At 58.8% G+C, this 16134-nt stretch carries 17 protein-coding genes; 7 read left to right on the plus strand and 10 right to left on the minus strand.

Annotated features, from left to right (window positions below; translation table 11 throughout):
- Positions 1-139 precede the first annotated feature (139 nt).
- On the plus strand, positions 140-1669 hold the full coding sequence (locus CC94_RS0102850) for a DUF6513 domain-containing protein (RefSeq protein WP_005373775.1): 1530 nt from the start codon (positions 140-142) through the stop codon (positions 1667-1669).
- 191 nt (positions 1670-1860) lie between these two features.
- On the opposite strand, the gene CC94_RS0102860 is transcribed toward CC94_RS0102850, so the two are convergent.
- The 10 genes from CC94_RS0102860 to CC94_RS0102905 form a co-directional block, all read right to left on the minus strand.
- Positions 1861-5043, minus strand: a complete 3183-nt coding sequence (locus tag CC94_RS0102860) for a type I restriction endonuclease subunit R (protein WP_031429743.1) — start codon at positions 5041-5043, stop codon at positions 1861-1863.
- The gene (locus CC94_RS0102865; protein ID WP_031429745.1) at positions 5043-6071 is read right to left on the minus strand and encodes a Fic family protein; all 1029 of its coding nucleotides are present in this window, start codon (positions 6069-6071) and stop codon (positions 5043-5045) included. The genes CC94_RS0102860 and CC94_RS0102865 overlap by 1 nt, the downstream gene beginning before the upstream one ends.
- Complete coding sequence (locus tag CC94_RS0102870; protein WP_051911363.1) at positions 6071-6694, minus strand: transposase; 624 nt, start codon at positions 6692-6694, stop codon at positions 6071-6073. The genes CC94_RS0102865 and CC94_RS0102870 overlap by 1 nt, the downstream gene beginning before the upstream one ends.
- Positions 6681-8084, minus strand: coding sequence for a restriction endonuclease subunit S (locus tag CC94_RS0102875; RefSeq protein WP_036303690.1), 1404 nt, complete (start codon positions 8082-8084; stop codon positions 6681-6683). Before CC94_RS0102875 ends, CC94_RS0102870 begins: the two co-directional genes overlap by 14 nt.
- Positions 8085-8111: 27 nt before the next feature.
- A complete protein-coding gene (locus CC94_RS0102880) occupies positions 8112-8432 on the minus strand; it encodes a hypothetical protein (RefSeq protein ID WP_005373783.1) in 321 nt (106 codons plus the stop codon).
- Entirely contained in the window at positions 8429-9505 is a 1077-nt protein-coding gene (locus tag CC94_RS0102885) for a virulence RhuM family protein (protein WP_005373785.1), read from the minus strand. Before CC94_RS0102885 ends, CC94_RS0102880 begins: the two co-directional genes overlap by 4 nt.
- A 78-nt stretch (positions 9506-9583) precedes the next feature.
- Positions 9584-11074, minus strand: a complete 1491-nt coding sequence (locus CC94_RS21170) for a class I SAM-dependent DNA methyltransferase (protein ID WP_005373787.1) — start codon at positions 11072-11074, stop codon at positions 9584-9586.
- An 11-nt stretch (positions 11075-11085) separates the two neighbouring features.
- Positions 11086-11217 carry a hypothetical protein gene (locus CC94_RS24985; protein ID WP_005373788.1) on the minus strand — a complete coding sequence of 44 codons (132 nt, stop codon included), beginning with the start codon at positions 11215-11217 and terminating at the stop codon, positions 11086-11088.
- A gap of 302 nt (positions 11218-11519) precedes the next feature.
- Positions 11520-11681 (minus strand): HVO_A0114 family putative DNA-binding protein, encoded by a 162-nt coding sequence (locus CC94_RS22150; RefSeq protein WP_213069404.1) that lies wholly within the window; start codon positions 11679-11681, stop codon positions 11520-11522.
- A 69-nt stretch (positions 11682-11750) separates the two neighbouring features.
- Positions 11751-12452: an epoxyqueuosine reductase QueH gene (locus tag CC94_RS0102905; RefSeq protein ID WP_051040502.1), complete on the minus strand. Its 702-nt coding sequence runs from the start codon at positions 12450-12452 to the stop codon at positions 11751-11753.
- Between CC94_RS0102905 and CC94_RS22795 the strand changes: the two genes are divergently transcribed.
- From CC94_RS22795 to fghA, 6 genes are all read left to right on the plus strand, one after another.
- Positions 12451-12600 (plus strand): ATP-binding protein, encoded by a 150-nt coding sequence (locus CC94_RS22795; RefSeq protein WP_084675284.1) that lies wholly within the window; start codon positions 12451-12453, stop codon positions 12598-12600. The genes CC94_RS0102905 and CC94_RS22795 overlap by 2 nt on opposite strands.
- A gap of 317 nt (positions 12601-12917) precedes the next feature.
- The gene (locus CC94_RS0102910) at positions 12918-13349 is read left to right on the plus strand and encodes a hypothetical protein (RefSeq protein ID WP_005373796.1); all 432 of its coding nucleotides are present in this window, start codon (positions 12918-12920) and stop codon (positions 13347-13349) included.
- 20 nt (positions 13350-13369) lie between these two features.
- Entirely contained in the window at positions 13370-14488 is a 1119-nt protein-coding gene (locus tag CC94_RS0102915; RefSeq protein ID WP_005373797.1) for an S-(hydroxymethyl)glutathione dehydrogenase/class III alcohol dehydrogenase, read from the plus strand.
- A gap of 24 nt (positions 14489-14512) precedes the next feature.
- Positions 14513-14893 (plus strand): VOC family protein, encoded by a 381-nt coding sequence (locus tag CC94_RS0102920; RefSeq protein WP_005373799.1) that lies wholly within the window; start codon positions 14513-14515, stop codon positions 14891-14893.
- A gap of 42 nt (positions 14894-14935) precedes the next feature.
- Entirely contained in the window at positions 14936-15127 is a 192-nt protein-coding gene (locus CC94_RS0102925; RefSeq protein ID WP_031429754.1) for a hypothetical protein, read from the plus strand.
- Positions 15124-15975: an S-formylglutathione hydrolase gene (gene fghA / locus CC94_RS0102930; RefSeq protein WP_005373800.1), complete on the plus strand. Its 852-nt coding sequence runs from the start codon at positions 15124-15126 to the stop codon at positions 15973-15975. The genes CC94_RS0102925 and fghA overlap by 4 nt, the downstream gene beginning before the upstream one ends.
- Positions 15976-16134 lie beyond the last annotated feature (159 nt).

Raw genomic sequence — 16134 nt, forward strand, 5'->3', positions numbered from 1 at the left:
TGCCCGACCTACGCGGGGTTTGCGGTCAAGCATGCGTAGGACTCCGAACGCCTTTAGACTTGCGTATAACGATGAGCGCAGAGCGTGGGAACGATGAAGGCAAATTTCGGGAAGTTAATTTTGACCAGATCCTTAATAGATGGCCGAGCATATTCTGTTTCTTACCGGTAAGCTGGCTGAAAAGCAGTTGCGCCGGACTCTTTCAGAAATGTCTCCGGATTTTGAATACACCGTTCATGTGCTGGGCGTTACGGTGGCGGCCTTGATGACCGCCGACATGATTCAACGCCGTTTGACCGATACCTTTGGCGCCGACCGGATTCTGGTTCCCGGTCGCTGCCGCGGCGATTTGGAAGCGTTGTCCCAGCATCTTGGAATACCCGTTGAACGAGGACCGGAAGAGTTGAACGATCTGCCCGAATTTTTTGGCAAAGCCCGGCAGCGCCCGGATTTAAGCCGCTATGAACTGCGCATTTTCGGCGAGGTCGTCGAAGCGCCCCATATCGATGTCGCCGCCATCATTCGCCGCGCCGAGGCTTACCGGCGAGACGGCGCGGACGTGATCGACCTGGGCTGTTTGCCGGCGACGCCGTTTCCGCATTTGGCCGACGCGATCAAGGCGTTGAAGAGCGAGGGTTTCTTGGTCAGCGTCGATTCGCTCGATCCTGAAAACCTGCTGCTGGCGGGACGCGCCGGCGCCGATTTTCTGTTGAGCCTGAATGAAGAGACTTTGTGGATCGCGGATGAGGTGGCCTCGACGCCGGTGTTGATTTCCACTCCGCACGCCGATATGGATTCTCTTGACCGCGTCATTGCCAAAATGCAGGACAAGGGTAGGCCATTCATCGTCGATCCGATACTCGATCCGATCCACTTTGGCTTTACCGACTCGATTGTCCGCTACCACGAGGTGCGGCGGCTGCATCCCGACGTGGAAATCATGATGGGCGTGGGCAATCTCACGGAATTGACTCATATCGATACCGCCGGGATGAACGGCATGCTGCTGGGCATTTGCTCGGAGCTGCACGTACGCCATATTTTGGCGACGCAAGTCAGCAAGCATGCCTGCAAGGCCATCAAGGAAGCCGATCTTATCCGCCGCATCATGCTGGCCGCACGGGAAAGCAACCGCCTGCCGAAACATATCGACGACGGTTTGATGGCGCTGCACGAGCGGGCGCCGTTTCCGCTGTCGTTCGCGGAAATACAAGAATTACAGACCGCCATCCGCGATCCGAGCTTCCGCATCATGATTTCCACCGAAGGCGTGCATATCTTCAATCGCAACGGACTGTGGACGGACAGCGATCCCTTCGCGCTGTTTCCGCATTTGGGCGTCGAAAACGATGGCGGGCACGCGTTTTATCTCGGCGTCGAATTGGCGCGGGCTCAAATCGCTCAGAAATTGGGCAAGCGCTATACCCAGGACCAACCGCTGGACTGGGGAATCCACGTTCAGTTTCCCGAGGCCACGGCGGGCGATCTCAATGAATACGCCGCGGCGGGCAGCACCCTGAAGGCGTCGCGCGAAGCATCGCCCTGTCCTGTACCTTCCAAAGATGACAAGGCCTCGCGCTCGTCGCCTTGTCCAGTGCCTGCCAAAGATGACAAAACTTCACGCTCATCGCCCTGTCCTGTGCCGTCAAAGAAAGACGAAACTGAATGACCCGGAGACTTTATTAATGCCTCTGGCGTCTTGCCGGATCGCGCGACGGCATGAGGATGTCGCGCCCCCTCAAGAAGCCCTCTGGCCGGATGCCTCGTCCGCGTCAGGGGAGGAAACCGGAACCTTCTCCATGCGCAGCAAGGTGTCGGCATCGGATTGTGCGAGAGCGTCGTCGGCCATGAGCGGAACCTCTAAATCCATCCGGCCGAGAGCGCCTCGGCCTGTTGCAACACGGTCTGTACCGCCGCGTCCTGCAAGTCGGGCGGGTAGCCGTACTTGCGCAGGATGCGCTTGACCAGCACGCGCAGCCGGGCGCGGGCGGATTCACGGTGCGCCCAGTCTACCGAGATGTTGCTTTTCAGGTTGACCAGCAGTTCGTGGGCGATGACTTTGAGCTTATCGTCGCCCATCGCCTGAACCGCCGATTCGTTCTCGGCCAGCGCGTCGTAGAAGGCGATTTCCTCGTCGCTCAGGCCCTGCTCCTCGCCGCGTTGCCGGGCGGCGCGGATATCCTTCGCCAATTGGATTAGTTCCTGCAACACCTCGGCGGTGGTGATGGCATTGGCGTGGTAGCGCGCCACGGCATCTTCCAGCCGTTCCGAAAACGCCCGCGTCTCGACGATATTGGCCTTGCTGCGCGAGCGGATGCCGTCGTTGATGAGCTTGCGCAACGCTTCCAGCGCCAGATTCTTCTTGCCCATCTGCCGCACTTCGGCGAGGAATTCGTCGGACAGGATGGAAATGTCCGGCGACTGGATACCCGCCGCCTTCAGGATGTCCACGATTTCGGTCGAGACCACCGCGCGGCTGACGATCTGCTGGATGGCGAAATCACGTTCCTGCGAGGTGATGCCGGAGCCGGTGGCCGACTTGACCAGCGCGGCGCGGATGGCCTGGAAGAAACCCACTTCCTCGCGGATGCCGCGCGCTTCGTCCGAGGCCGATGCCAGCGCATACGCCTTGGACAAGGCCAGCACCGCACCCTGATAGCGGCGCTGGGCGTTCTTCTTGCCTTCGTCAGTGGTTTCAGCTGCCGCCCATTGCTGCTGTTTGTCGAGTATCCATTCGATGGCTCCGGCCATCATCGCTAACCGCTGCCGCGGCGTGCCGTTCAAGGCCGTGACGTAGTCGAAACCGTGGTACATGTCATGCACCACTTCGTACTTTTCCATCAACACCGCGACAGCTTCGGCTTCGTCAACGCCCGTGGTTTCCTGATCGCGCGCCGAATACTGCGCCAGCGCCGATTTCAGGCTTTGCGCGATGCCGATGTAATCCACGATCAGGCCCGCAGGCTTGTCGCGGAACACGCGATTCACGCGGGCGATGGCCTGCATCAGTCCGTGGCCCTGCATCGGCTTGTCCACGTACATCGTGTGCATGCACGGCGCATCGAAGCCGGTCAGCCACATGTCGCGCACGATCACCAGCTTCAGCGGATCTTTCGCATCGCGGGCGCGCTTGGCGAGCAGCTCGCACCGGACCTTGTTGCCGATGTGCTGCTGCCATTCGTGCAGATCGCTGGCCGCGCCGGTCATCACGATCTTGACCGCTCCGGCAGTGTCGTCGGCGCTGTGCCAGTCCGGGCGCAGCTTGACGATGGCGTCGTACAACGCCACGCAGATACGGCGGCTCATGCACACGGCCATTGCCTTGCCATCCAGCGCGGCCAGCCTGTCCTCGAAATGCGCCACCAAATCCTTTGCCACCAGCGCGAGGCGTTTTTCGCTGCCGACCAGCTTTTCGACCGTCGCCCATTTCGCCTTCAGTTTTTCCTGCTCGGTGACGGCCTCTTCCTCGGTCAATGCCTCCACCTCGGCGTCGAGCTTCGGCTTTTCGTCTTCGTCCAGTTCGATGCGCGCCAGCCGCGATTCGTAGTAGATCGGCACCGTCGCGCCGTCTTCCACCGCCCGGCTGATGTCGTACACGTCGATGTAATTGCCGAACACCGCCGGAGTGTTCACGTCCGCCGCCTCGATGGGGGTACCGGTGAAGCCGATTAACGAGGCATTGGGCAAGGCGTCGCGCAGGTATTTGGCGAAGCCGTAGGACACTTCGCCGGTCTTCGCGTCCACCTTCGCCCGAAAGCCGTACTGCGAACGGTGCGCTTCATCGGCGATGACGACCACGTTGCGGCGCATGGTCAAAGGCCCGTCCACCTCGCCGAATTTCTGCAAGGTGGTGAAAATCACGCCGCCCGATGCCCTCGCCAACAGTTGCTGCAAATGCTCGCGGCCTTCGGCCTGTACCGGCGTCTGGCGGATCAGGTCGCGGCACATCGAGAAGGTGGCGAACAACTGGTCGTCCAGATCGTTGCGATCGGTCAGCACGACCAGCGTCGGATTCTCCATCGCCAGGTGCTTCACCAGCCGCCCGGCGTAGAAAGCCATCAGCAGGCTCTTGCCGGAACCCTGCGTGTGCCAGATCACGCCGGCTCTGCGGTCGCCCGGTTTCTGATCGCGCACGGAAGGCAAACCATAATTCGCCGGGTCTTCGGCCATGTCCTGTATTTGCGCCGCCGCGCGCACCGTGGATTCCACCGCCAGGTTCACCGCATGGAACTGGTGATAACCGGCAATGATTTTTACCAAACCGGAGTCGCGCTCGCCAAACACCGTGAACCAGCGCAACAAATCCAGAAAACGTTGATGCTCAAACACGCCTTCAATCAACGTCGCCAATTCCGGCGTGCCTTTAGCCGCAATGTCCTTGCCATCCGTGGTGCGCCACGGCATGAAGCGTTCCAGATCGGCGGACAGCGGCCCCACGCGCGCGGCGATGCCGTCGGACATGACCAGCAGCGCATTGGTGTGGAACAGCGCCGGAATCTGCCGCTTGTAGGTCTGCAACTGGTTGAACGCGCCCGCCAGATGGGCGCCCGCGCTGCCCGGCGCCTTCAGTTCGATCACCGACAGCGGCAGGCCGTTGACGAACAGCACCACGTCCGGCCTGCGGTTGACCTGGCCGTTGATGACCACGAACTGGTTGACCGCCAGCCAGTCGTTGCATTCCGGCTGCTCGAAATCCAATAGCGTAACTTTGCCCGCCGTCAGCACGCCATCCTTGCCGAGATATTCCACGTCCACGCCTTCAACCAGCAACGTGTGGAGGCGGCGGTTTTCTTCCAGCAGGGCGGGGAAGACGGATTGGGTCAATTTGCGCAGCACATCGGCGCGCGCGTCCGGCGGCAGGTTCGGGTTGAGCCGCAGCACGGCGTCTTCCAGCCGCTTGTGCAGCACCGCGACATCGTGGCTGTCGCGTTCCGGCGCGCTGCCGTCGGGGCCGATGGACTCGTCAGACGCAACGGCGTAGCCCAGCCCGCGCAGTTGTTCCAGCAGGGTTTGTTCGACTTCGGCTTCGGACAGAAAGGCCATCAGCGCCTTCCTTTGGCTTTGTCGTCATCCAGCACCATCCAACGCCCGCCTTTTTTCGGGCCGTGGTAACGCAGCTTGCCTTCGGTTTGCAGCTTGGCGGCGGCGCGCTCCACGGCGCGCGGCGAACGTCCGATGGCTTGCGCGATGTCGGCCAGCGTCAATTCCGGCTGTTGCCGAAGCAGGGCCAGAATCCGTTGTGGCGTCTTGGCGGACTTTTCTACCGGTGTTTCTACCGGCGTTTCTACCGGCGTCTTTTCTGCATTTTCGATCTGAATGGCATCCCGCAAACCCGTCTCGATGGCATCCAGCAAAAACTCGATAAAACCGGAGCAATCGGCTTTCGCATCCGCCATGCCCAGTTGGTCGTAGTACTCCTGCTGGCGGCGCTTGATGACCGTTTCTACCGGCAGATAAGCCAGCATCGGCTGCCAGCGACTCAGGATCAGGGTTTGCCACAAGCGCCCCATGCGCCCGTTGCCGTCGCTGAAAGGGTGGATGAACTCGAATTCGTAATGGAACGCGGTCGAGGCGATCAGCGGATGCGCGTCCGTCGTCTCCAGCCAGTGCAGCAAATCGTGCATCAAGTCCGGTACGCGACGGGCGGGCGGAGCCATGTGCACCAGTTTGTCGCCCGCCATCACGCCAACGCTGCCGCGCCGCCAACGTCCGGCATCATCGACCAGTGCCGCCATCATCAACGCATGGGCGGCCAACACATCCTCGGCGCGATGCGGTAGCCACCGTTCCATCGCCTCGTAAGCCGCGAAGGCATTGCGTACTTCCTGGATTTCGCGCGGCGAACCCAGCACGATTCGGCCGTCCAGCACCGCCGTGACCTGTTCCAGCGTCAGCGTGTTCTGCTCGATCGCCAGCGAAGCATGCAGGCTGCGGATACGGTTGCCACGACGCAGTTGCGGCACCAGTGTATTCCGATTAATCGCGTTCCATTCGCCCAGTAATTCGGAGATACGCGACATCTGCGCGGTCATGCGGTGGGTCAACTGGAAAGGCGGCTGGTAGGCGGGCATCAGCGCGGTTCCTTGCGGTTGCCGTCACTCTGTAGGGGCGAATGATTATCCTGTAGGGGCGAATGATTATTCGCCCCTACAGCCGGATTGTCATGATCGTTCATCCATTGCGCCGGATTGTCGAGAATATATTGCCGGATGAGATTCAGGGATTCATCGTCGCGGATGACGTGTTCGTAATAATTCCGCTGCCAGACGGAACCATCGAAATGGTTTTCCCGCATCCATTTGGTCACGCCGATTTTGAAACCGCGAACCACCGAGCCAATGGTTTTTGACGTCCCCCGCGGATGTTGTGGTGAACGTGACGGAGGGAGGGGCGAATGTAGGGGCGAATGATTATTCGCCCCTACCCCAGCGATCCACAAAATCCCGTGAACGTGATTCGGCATGATCACAAATTCGTCCAATTCCACCAACGGAAAATGATCGGGAATGGCGCGCCAACACTGTTGCGCCATTTGCCCCGCATCATTCAACCGCATTTCCGTACCTGCGATTTCACCAAACAGGCAGGCGCGTCCACCGGTGCAGATGGTAATGAAATACGCCCCAGCCTGCGAATAGTCATATCCTTTTAGGCGGATTGACCGGCGGCGGTTTTTTGAATTACCGTTCGTCACGTCGTACCTTCATATTCGATATGTTAGGCCGGGATTTCAGGATCGAATGATTATTCGTTTCCACGTCATTTCCGATATTCGTCCGTGTGTTCGACGCACCCGGTAGGGGCGAATAATTATTCGCCCCTACACCCACCCGCAGCTTGCCGGAGATCAGCCTCGGCAGTAGGGTGTCGCGCAGGGTGGCGAGGGTTCGCGCTTGCAATGCGTTGTTGATTTTCTGCTCGAACAGTGGCGTGATGACGGCATCTGCCTTCGCCATTTCATCCGGCGGCGGCACGGCAACTTTGGCGGCACTGAGGTGGCCGCGCTGGATATGCCCCATCGTGGTGGCCTTGCCTGCGGCGATGGCGCGAAAGTCCGCAAGGTGCTGGCGTGTAGCGAAGTAGTAGAACCACTTGGGCACTTCGCGCGAGGTAATCTTGAATAGGTGCTGGTTCAACGCGCCGCGCCCGCCCGTCCACACCTCGACCTCCAGCGAACCCGACCACGAGAACAGCACATCGCCATCCTCGACGATGTATTCGGACTTGATGCGCGCGCTGGCCCTGTCCGCTCCGTCGGTGTTGCCCGCACGAAGCTGGGCGATTTTGATGACGGGCAGGAACTCGGTCTCGCTTTCGGGCGGAAATTTTTGCAGCGCCAGACCGTTGAGGTAGTCCGCAATCGCGTCGAGAGAAGCCACCCGCCACCCCTTCGGAATCAAGCCCAGTTCCGATTCCTGCATGTCCTCTTGCGGCACGCCGTGTAGGGGCGAATGATGTAGGGGCGAATAATTATTCGCCCCTACGGGTTGCGCGAAATCCACGAACCACGACTTGAACAACGCGCTAGAGATGGCTTGCAGCGTGGCGTTGGTTCGGCGCAGGTTGTCGATGCGGTCGTCGAGCGTTTTCACTATGCCGAGAATTTCTCTCTGTACTTCTAGCGGCGGCAGCTTCACTTCAAGTGCCTGCATACGCTTGGTATCGAGCTTGCCAGCGCCTATGCCTGTGAACTCAACGATGGATTCAAGAAGGAACTCTTGATTTGCGAGAAGCCAGTAGAGCAAAAACCACGGGTCGAGCTTCGTCTCATCTGCAACCAGTGCTTTGACATCCTGATTGAACGCAACATCGCGAGTTGCAATGCCAACAGGTAGCCGATTGTGAAGTGCACCGCCGCGAACCAACAGCAATACGGAATCTTTCTTCGCCCAGCGCGAGCCGCTTTTAAGACCTTGCAGCGTGATTTTCAAGTCCGAGTCGTCAATGCGAATGTCGTGCATTGAGTTGGCGCTTATCCACGGAATGTCGCCATTCCAAAATTCGGGCGTGGCTTTGTTGGGCGTGCCGCCCGAAAGCCATTTCGTCACTTCACCGAGCGTGACGGAAGTCCACTCAGATGCCATAACCCAGTCCCCCCATCTTCTCACGGTTCATTTCCTCACCTCCGCGTCTTCATCCCACAGGTCACGGTAGGCGTTCACATAGCGCGCCACCGCCGCCGGATTCTGGGCAAAGTAATAGCGGCACAGATCTTTGAACAATTTCAGTCCCTGCGACACGCAAGCACAGTCCAATAGATGGTCAAGTACTCTTTCAATTTCATGGGCGTCGAGGGAACCTGAGCGGATGATGTGCTTAACCATCGGCTCAATTTCACGGGCCATCTGAACGTGGAGCTTGTTAATTTGAACCGCAGCCTCCTTTATGCCCATCAAGAACGAGGCACTGGAATCAGGCCGGTGAGTGTTCATGGCTTCTTCCCCTTCGGCTTTACCGCCTTGGCAGGCTTGGCAATCGCCTGTGTCTGCCGCTCCAGCGCCAGAAAGCGGTCGAAGTCGCTCTCGAACAGCCGGTCCTGCACGATGCGGTATTTCTCGAACTCGGTTTCGGCGTGCAGCTTGGCGATTTCCGCCGTCACTTTGCCGGCGTCCTTCAATAGCCCATAGTCGAACAGTTCGATGAAGCTGTTGAGCCGCGTTTCCCAATCCTCCATCGTCAGCGGGATGTGGCGCTTGGCCATGCTCTCGGCGAAATCCAGGTAGGCCGAAACCATGCGTTCCAGTTGCTCCAGCTCGAACGCCGAAAGGTAGTTCTTGGCAACCGAAACATCGTATTTCTGGATCTTGCCGTGGGGCGCATCTTTCCAGGTGGTCAAGCCCATGAACTGCTTGTAGGCATCGGCGCGCGCCACGATGACCTCGGCTGCCGTGTGGCCGTGGATGGCGTAGTGCATTTTGTTCCGCACGCTGGCGAAGAAGCGTTTGGTGGTGGCGGCGTTGCGGTCGTAGTCCAGCGCGGCGGAATAGATGTCGGTGATCTTCTGATAGAACTTACGCTCGGACATCCGTATTTCACGGACGCGCTCCAGTTGCTCCTCGAAGTATTGCGTGGTCAGCACGCTGCCGGACTTCAACCGTTCGGCATCCATCACGTAGGCTTTGATGGCGAACTCCGACACCACGTCGGTAGCCCATTTGCGGAACTGCACGGCACGCTCGCTGTTGACCTTGTAACCCACGGCGATGATGGCCTTGAGGTTGTAGTGCTTGGTGTCGTAGGTCTTGCCGTCCGCCGCAGTTATTCGAAAATTTCGAATAACTGCCGACTCCTCCAGTTCGCTGTCGGAGAAGATTTTCTTCAAGTGGTAGTTGATGGTGTGTGTTTCCACGTTGTAGAGCGTACCCATCATCTTCTGGGTCAGCCATACGTTTTCGTCGGCATAGACCGCCTCGACCCCGCCTTCGCCGCTCGCAGCCACGAAAGTCAGGTATTCAGCAGCCGAACTGCGGGTGAGGCTGACTTCCGTTTTTTTCTTAGAGGCCATAACCCAGTCCTTTCAGCTTGTCGCGGATGACGGCATCCAGTTCCGCGCCGCGCGCCATTTGTTCGGCCAGTTGCGCGGTCAGACGCCGCATCTTGTCATCGAAGGCTTCGTCGTCCTCGTCGCCTCGGCGCCGACATAGCAGCCCGGCGTGAGGACATGGCCGTGCTTGCGGATTTCGTCCAGTGTGGCGGATTTGCAAAAACCGGGAATATCCAAATATTCGCCCGCGTCGGCTTCGCCGCGCCATGCGTGGTAGGTAGCGGCGATGCGGGCGATTTCATCGTCCGTCAGTTCGCGGCGCGTCCTGTCCACCAGCACGCCCATTTTGCGCGCGTCGATGAACAGCACTTCGCCACGCCGGTCGCGCAGCCTGGTTTTCTTGACCAGACCGTTGCTGCGGTCTTTGGCCAGTATCCACAAGCAGGCCGGAATCTGCGTAGAATAGAACAACTGGCCGGGCAACGCGACCATGCAATCCACCGAGCCCGCCTCGATCATCGCCTTGCGGATGTCGCCTTCGCCGCTTTGCTGCGAACTCATGGAACCGTTGGCGAGCACCACGCCCGCAAAGCCGTGCGGCGCGAGGTGGTGGAAGATGTGCTGCAACCATGCGTAGTTGGCGTTGCCCACTGGCGGCGCGCCGTATTGCCAGCGCACGTCCTCGCGCAATCTGTCGCCGCCCCAGTCGCTGATGTTGAAAGGCGGGTTGGCGAGGATGAAGTCGGCTTTCAGGTCGCGCAGCTCGTCCTTGTGGAAGCTGCCTTCGTTGTTCCACTTGATGTCCGAATCGATGCCGCGCACCGCGAGGTTCATCTTCGCCAGCCGCCAGGTGGTGTAGTTGCTTTCCTGTCCGTAGATGGCGATGTCACCAATACGCCCGCCGTGTTCGGCGACGAACTTTTCGCTCTGCACGAACATGCCGCCGCTGCCGCAGCAGGGGTCATAGACGCGTCCTTGATACGGCTCCAGCAAAGCGACCAGCGTGCGCACCACGGAGCGCGGCGTGTAGAACTCGCCGCCGCGCTTGCCTTCCGCGCCGGCGAACTGGCCGAGGAAGTATTCGTAGACGCGGCCGAGCACATCGTGAGATTTTGCCGTTGGTAGGGGCGAATGATTATTCGCCCCTACGGGTTGCAAATCGATGCCGGAAATCAAATCGATCAACTCGCCCAGCATCACCTTGTTGAGTGCGGGGCGGGCGTAGTCCTTGGGCAGCACGCTCTTGAGGGATTCGTTGTCTTTCTCGATGGCGCGCATGGCGTCGTCGATCAGCGTGCCGATGCTCGACTGCTTGGCGTTGGCTTGCAGGTGCGACCAACGGGCTTCCTTCGGTACCCAGAAGATGTTGTCGGCAAGGTATTCGTCCTTGTCTTCGGCGGCAGCGGCATCCTCGGCCAGCAACTCGGCGTGGCGGGCCTCGAAAGCATCGGAGATGTATTTCAAGAAGATCAGGCCCAGCGCGACGTGCTTGTAGTCGCTGGGCTCCATGTTGCCGCGCAGCTTGTCGGCGGCCTTGAACAGTTCCGCCTCGAAGCCGAGGTTGCCGCCGTTGTTGTCGTTCTGTGCCATCGTGTCCTGTCCTATGTGCATGCCGGGTCGTTCGGCACGATCAGAAATTCCGTCACCAGCGCCACCGGCTCCAAGCCGTGTCCGTCGCGTTTGAGCTTGACTAAAGACTCGGTCGAAATTAACCTCCGGAGTTTCGCCCTCATCGTTCCCACGCTCATCGTTACACACAAGTCCTGTAAAGCTCAAGCAGTGGAGTTCAAAGCTTGCTTTGAACGTGATAGAGGAGCGAACCAAAGCGAGCTTTGGACTCCCGCCGGCTTCCACATAAAGATTCCGTCAACAATGATTTCCCGCTGTAGGGTACGCTGTGCGTACCTTCTCAAAGCTCAAAAGGTACGCACAGCGTACCCTACAATAAGGTTGTATTTGATGGAATATTGAATGGGCGGATACGATATGTATAACGACGAGCGCTCTGCGTGGGAACGATAAGTGTAAGTTATTTTTAACCAAATCCCAAGCCGTAGCCCCCCATCATCCGCAGCGAGCGCGACAAGTTGAGTATCTGCCGCCCGGTCAACTCGGCCAGCGCCGTCAGCGACTTGGGCCGCCGGTCACGAATCAGGCTCAGCCGGGCCTGGTTGTCCTCGGACAGCACCGCCGTCATTGTTGCCAGTCACGCCCGGCCAGACAGTCATCGACGAGGTCGACGAAAGGATAGCTCATGTTCTTCTCGTCACATCATATCGTCTGCATCGGGGCCGGCCACGGGCGCGGCTTCTTCCTTACCGTAGTACAGCACGCCCAACCGGATGCGTTCGCGCCCCATCGCCAAACGATGGTCATTGGTGTCGCGCAACGAATAGACGCATCCGCAATACTCCTGCTGGTAGAAGTTTTCCCGTTTGCTGATTTCGATCATGCGCGCCGAACCGCCGCCCTTGCGCCAGTTATAGTCCCAGTACAGCAGGTCTGGGTAGTGCGCGGCGGCGCGGTGGCCGCAGCCGTTGATCTGCCGCATGTCCTTCCAGCGCGAAATGCCCAGCGAACTGGTGATGACCGGGAAACCGTGCTCGTGCGCGTATAAGGCAGTCCGCTCGAAACGCATGTCGAAGCACATGGTGCAGCGGACGCCGCGTTCGGGTTCGTGTTCCATGCCTTTGGCGTGCGCGAACCAGTTGTCGCGGTCGTAATCGGCATCGACGAAGGGCACGCCGAACTGCTCCGCGAAGCGGATGTTCTCGTGCTTGCGCAGCTCGTATTCCTTGCGTGGGTGGATGTTGGGGTTGTAGAAGAAGATGGTGAAATCGATACCGGAAGCCACCATCGCCTCCATGACCTCCCCGCTGCAGGGCGCGCAGCAGGAATGCAGCAGCACCTTATCGTGGCCGTTGGGCAAGGGCAGCGGATTGCGCTTGAAATCGGGTTTTTGATCCATGTTTTTCATCGTGTGTGGACGTGGGTGCGTGGTTATTATGAGCCAGTTACCTGTTAAGGGTTGGTATGAAATTGTAGGTAATCATACGCTGGGGGACGCCATACTGGAACGCCTCGTTCACAATGTCTACCGCAGCGCTCAATGGTGAATCCATGCACAATACGCGCTCAAAGGTAACTGCATAACGATCATCGTATCATTTTGTCTGAAGCTTTCTACTGCAGTTCGCGCCTTGATAAGAACCACAACTATGAACGCGGACCAGTGCCGGTTTTGATAATACAAATCGAGAAAGTCGATGACGTAACCGTAGGCGCGTCTCATAGACACAAACTATAGCGAATTGAAAAAGCCTGAGACTCGATCAGGAGTCAAATGCGCATATATATATTTTTATGCGCATATATACAATTTTAGAGCATAAGTGATATAGTATGCGCCATATGATGACTATCGGAGCAAAAAATGGCACGAATCAATATCTCTGTCCCGGACGAACTCAAGGTCAGCATGGACGAACTTGACCTCAACTGGTCCGCTATTGCCAAGGAAGCATTCGAGACCGCTGTATCCATCGAGAACTTAAAAAGAAAGCATATGAACCTAGAAGCAGGTATCGAGCGTTTGAAGGTAAGCAAAAAATCCAACTCAGAGCGTCAACGGGCTGAGGGATTCGCACAGGGAGAGCATTGGGCATTGGAATCCGCTACTTATGACGACTTAAAACGGATTGCTGACCTGAGACCGGTGGCCTTCTGGCAGCCGTCGGAAGGGGCTCACAGCCGTCTCCAGCGCTTATCCGAGACACTTTCACTGAATCTTCCGGGCAGTGCAAATGACGCTTATTGTGAAGGATTCATTGACGGGGCCGCCGGAATCTTTGACCAAGTTAATTAACGCAAAATCGTAGGTGCAAAATGATCAAATCTCGTGCGGCTATTGCCTGGGGCAGTGGCCGGCCCCTGGAAGTAACTGAAGTCAATGTGGCCCCGCCGAAGGCGGGCGAGGTGCTGGTGCGCATTGTCGCCACCGGTGTTTGCCATACCGATGCCTATACCCTGTCCGGCGCCGATCCGGAAGGCATCTTTCCCGCCATCCTCGGTCACGAGGGGGGCGGTATCGTCGAGGCGGTTGGCGAAGGTGTCACCTCCGTGGCAGTGGGCGACCACGTCATTCCCCTGTACACGCCGGAATGCGGCAAGTGTAAGTTTTGCCTGTCCGGGAAGACCAACCTATGCCAGGCCATCCGCGCTACCCAGGGCAAGGGCCTGATGCCCGACGGCACCAGCCGCTTCAGCAAGGACGGCAAACCCATCTTCCACTACATGGGCACCTCTACCTTCTCCGAATACACCGTGCTGCCGGAAATCGCAGTGGCCCGGATTAACAAGGAGGCGCCGCTGGAGAAAGTGTGCCTGCTGGGCTGCGGGGTGACCACCGGTATCGGCGCAGTCATGAACACCGCCAAAGTGGAGGAAGGCGCGACCGTCGCCGTGTTCGGCCTCGGGGGCATCGGGCTCTCCGCAATCATCGGCGCGGTGATGGCCAAAGCCTCGCGTATCGTCGCCGTGGACATCAATCCGGCCAAATTCGAGATCGCCCAACAACTCGGCGCCACCGATTGCCTCAACCCGCTGGACTACGACCGGCCGATTCAGGAGGTCATCGTCGATCTCACCGACGGCGGCGTGGATTACTCCATCGAGTGCATCGGCAATGTAAAGGTGATGCGTTCCGCATTGGAATCCTGCCACAAGGGCTGGGGGCAATCCGTGATCATCGGTGTCGCCGGCGCCGGCGAGGAAATCTGCACCCGTCCTTTCCAACTGGTCACCGGCCGGGTCTGGCGTGGCTCCGCCTTCGGCGGGGTGCACGGCCGCTCGGAGCTGCCAGGCTATGTGGAGCGTGCCCAGCGTGGCGAGATTCCCCTGGACGTCTTCATCACCCACACCCTGGGGCTGGAAGATATTAACCAAGCCTTCGATCTGATGCACGAAGGCAAGAGCATCCGTACCGTTATTCATTTCAACCACTGATCCACTCAATCGCAGGAGACTTGCATGGCCATCTTTACCCACATCACCGTCGGCACCAACGACCTGGAACGGGCCCGCGCCTTTTACGACCAAGTGCTTTCCGCCCTTGCCTACCAACGAGTGGCCGACTCGGAGACAGCCGCCATCTGGGGAGAATCCGCGCCCGAGTTTTTCGTGCTGAAACCCGCCGACGGCCAGCCGGCCAGCGTCGGCAACGGGGTCACGGTGAGCTTTGCGGCACCCAGCCGGGCGGCGGTGGACGAGTTCCACAAGCGCGCCCTGGCCGCTGGTGGGCAGGACGCCGGCGCTCCCGGCCCCCGCAGCTTCGCCCCCAATGCCTACGCGACTTACGCACGCGACCTGGACGGCCACAAGATCGTTGCTGTTTGCCTGCAGCCTGCGTGACGATGCGCACAATGCCAGTCTGATTTTCGATGGTGAACCCGAATGACTATTGACCAACTACGCGAGCACATGGCGTGGCACAAAAAACAGGCCGCGAAGCACCACAGCGCTATAGCACTTTTGAATCGGCAGATTAAACAGATTCAACGGGGCAAAACAAAAACAGTTGAATTATTACTTCAACGCTCGGGCATTCAGCCTATCGAAATGGAACAAATTACGGATAACTCATGAAAGAAACACTCAACCTCGTCGCCTCCAGTAAATCTTTTGGCGGCTGGCAGCAACGCTATAGCCATCATGCTCTATCCGTGGGCTGCGAGATGACTTTCTCCATCTATCTTCCGCCCGCGGCGGAGCAGAGCCCGGTGCCGGTTCTATACTGGCTCTCGGGCCTCACCTGTACCGATGAAAACTTCGTGCAGAAAGCAGGAGCCCAGCGGGTAGCGGCGGCCCTGGGCATCGCCATCGTGACTCCCGATACCAGTCCCCGCGGCGAGCAGGTGCCCGGTGATCCCGAAGGCGCCTGGGACTTCGGCCTTGGCGCCGGCTTCTATGTCGATGCGACGGAAGAGCCCTGGAATCGCAACTACCGCATGCACGACTACGTGGTGAACGAATTGCCGGGCTTGATCGAGGCTCATTTTCCGGTTACCAAGAACCGGGCAATCAGCGGCCACTCCATGGGGGGACACGGGGCACTGGTCTGTGCTCTGCGCAACCCGGGACGCTACCGCTCGGTGTCGGCTTTTTCCCCGATCACCCATCCCGGGGACTGTCCTTGGGGGCGCAAGGCTTTTACCCATTACCTGGGAACGGACGAAACCCTTTGGCGCGCCTGGGATGCCTGCGAGTTGATCGCCACCGCCCGCGAGCGCCTGCTCCTGCTGGTGGACCAAGGGCAGGACGACAATTTCCTTGTCGAACAGCTCAAGCCCGAGGCCTTGGAAGCGGCCTGCACCGAAGCCGGCTACCCCCTGACCCTCCGGCGCCAACCCGGCTACGACCACAGCTATTACTTCATCGCCAGCTTCATCGAGGATCACCTTCGGCATCACGCAGCCGCTCTTTTGGCGGATTGAATCAGTATTTTTCCTTTCGGGCATGCTTGTTGATACATGGCCGAACATACCCTGTTCCTTACCGAGAAACTGGCCGAGGAGCAGTTGGGGCACACTATTGAAGAAATGTCGCCGGCTTCTCAACCGGCGTCAACAGTTTGCAATATTTTTTCTATGACA

Origin of the sequence: Methylomicrobium agile, assembly GCF_000733855.1 — a bacterium.
GTDB classification, from domain to species: Bacteria; Pseudomonadota; Gammaproteobacteria; order Methylococcales; family Methylomonadaceae; genus Methylomicrobium; species Methylomicrobium agile.

Coding starts and splice junctions, on each gene's coding strand:
- CC94_RS0102925 (WP_031429754.1), top strand. CDS start 14,936: ATGACTATTGACCAACTACGCGAGCACATGGCGTGGCACAAAAAACAG.
- CC94_RS0102915 (WP_005373797.1), top strand. CDS start 13,370: ATGATCAAATCTCGTGCGGCTATTGCCTGGGGCAGTGGCCGGCCCCTG.
- fghA (WP_005373800.1), top strand. CDS start 15,124: ATGAAAGAAACACTCAACCTCGTCGCCTCCAGTAAATCTTTTGGCGGC.
- CC94_RS0102880 (WP_005373783.1), bottom strand. CDS start 8,432: ATGAACACTCACCGGCCTGATTCCAGTGCCTCGTTCTTGATGGGCATA.
- CC94_RS0102860 (WP_031429743.1), bottom strand. CDS start 5,043: ATGGCCTTTCTGTCCGAAGCCGAAGTCGAACAAACCCTGCTGGAACAA.
- CC94_RS22150 (WP_213069404.1), bottom strand. CDS start 11,681: ATGACGGCGGTGCTGTCCGAGGACAACCAGGCCCGGCTGAGCCTGATT.
- CC94_RS0102885 (WP_005373785.1), bottom strand. CDS start 9,505: ATGGCCTCTAAGAAAAAAACGGAAGTCAGCCTCACCCGCAGTTCGGCT.
- CC94_RS0102920 (WP_005373799.1), top strand. CDS start 14,513: ATGGCCATCTTTACCCACATCACCGTCGGCACCAACGACCTGGAACGG.
- CC94_RS21170 (WP_005373787.1), bottom strand. CDS start 11,074: ATGGCACAGAACGACAACAACGGCGGCAACCTCGGCTTCGAGGCGGAA.
- CC94_RS22795 (WP_084675284.1), top strand. CDS start 12,451: ATGTTTTTCATCGTGTGTGGACGTGGGTGCGTGGTTATTATGAGCCAG.
- CC94_RS0102905 (WP_051040502.1), bottom strand. CDS start 12,452: ATGGATCAAAAACCCGATTTCAAGCGCAATCCGCTGCCCTTGCCCAAC.
- CC94_RS0102875 (WP_036303690.1), bottom strand. CDS start 8,084: ATGGCATCTGAGTGGACTTCCGTCACGCTCGGTGAAGTGACGAAATGG.
- CC94_RS0102850 (WP_005373775.1), top strand. CDS start 140: ATGGCCGAGCATATTCTGTTTCTTACCGGTAAGCTGGCTGAAAAGCAG.
- CC94_RS24985 (WP_005373788.1), bottom strand. CDS start 11,217: ATGAGGGCGAAACTCCGGAGGTTAATTTCGACCGAGTCTTTAGTCAAG.
- CC94_RS0102865 (WP_031429745.1), bottom strand. CDS start 6,071: ATGCCCGCCTACCAGCCGCCTTTCCAGTTGACCCACCGCATGACCGCG.
- CC94_RS0102910 (WP_005373796.1), top strand. CDS start 12,918: ATGGCACGAATCAATATCTCTGTCCCGGACGAACTCAAGGTCAGCATG.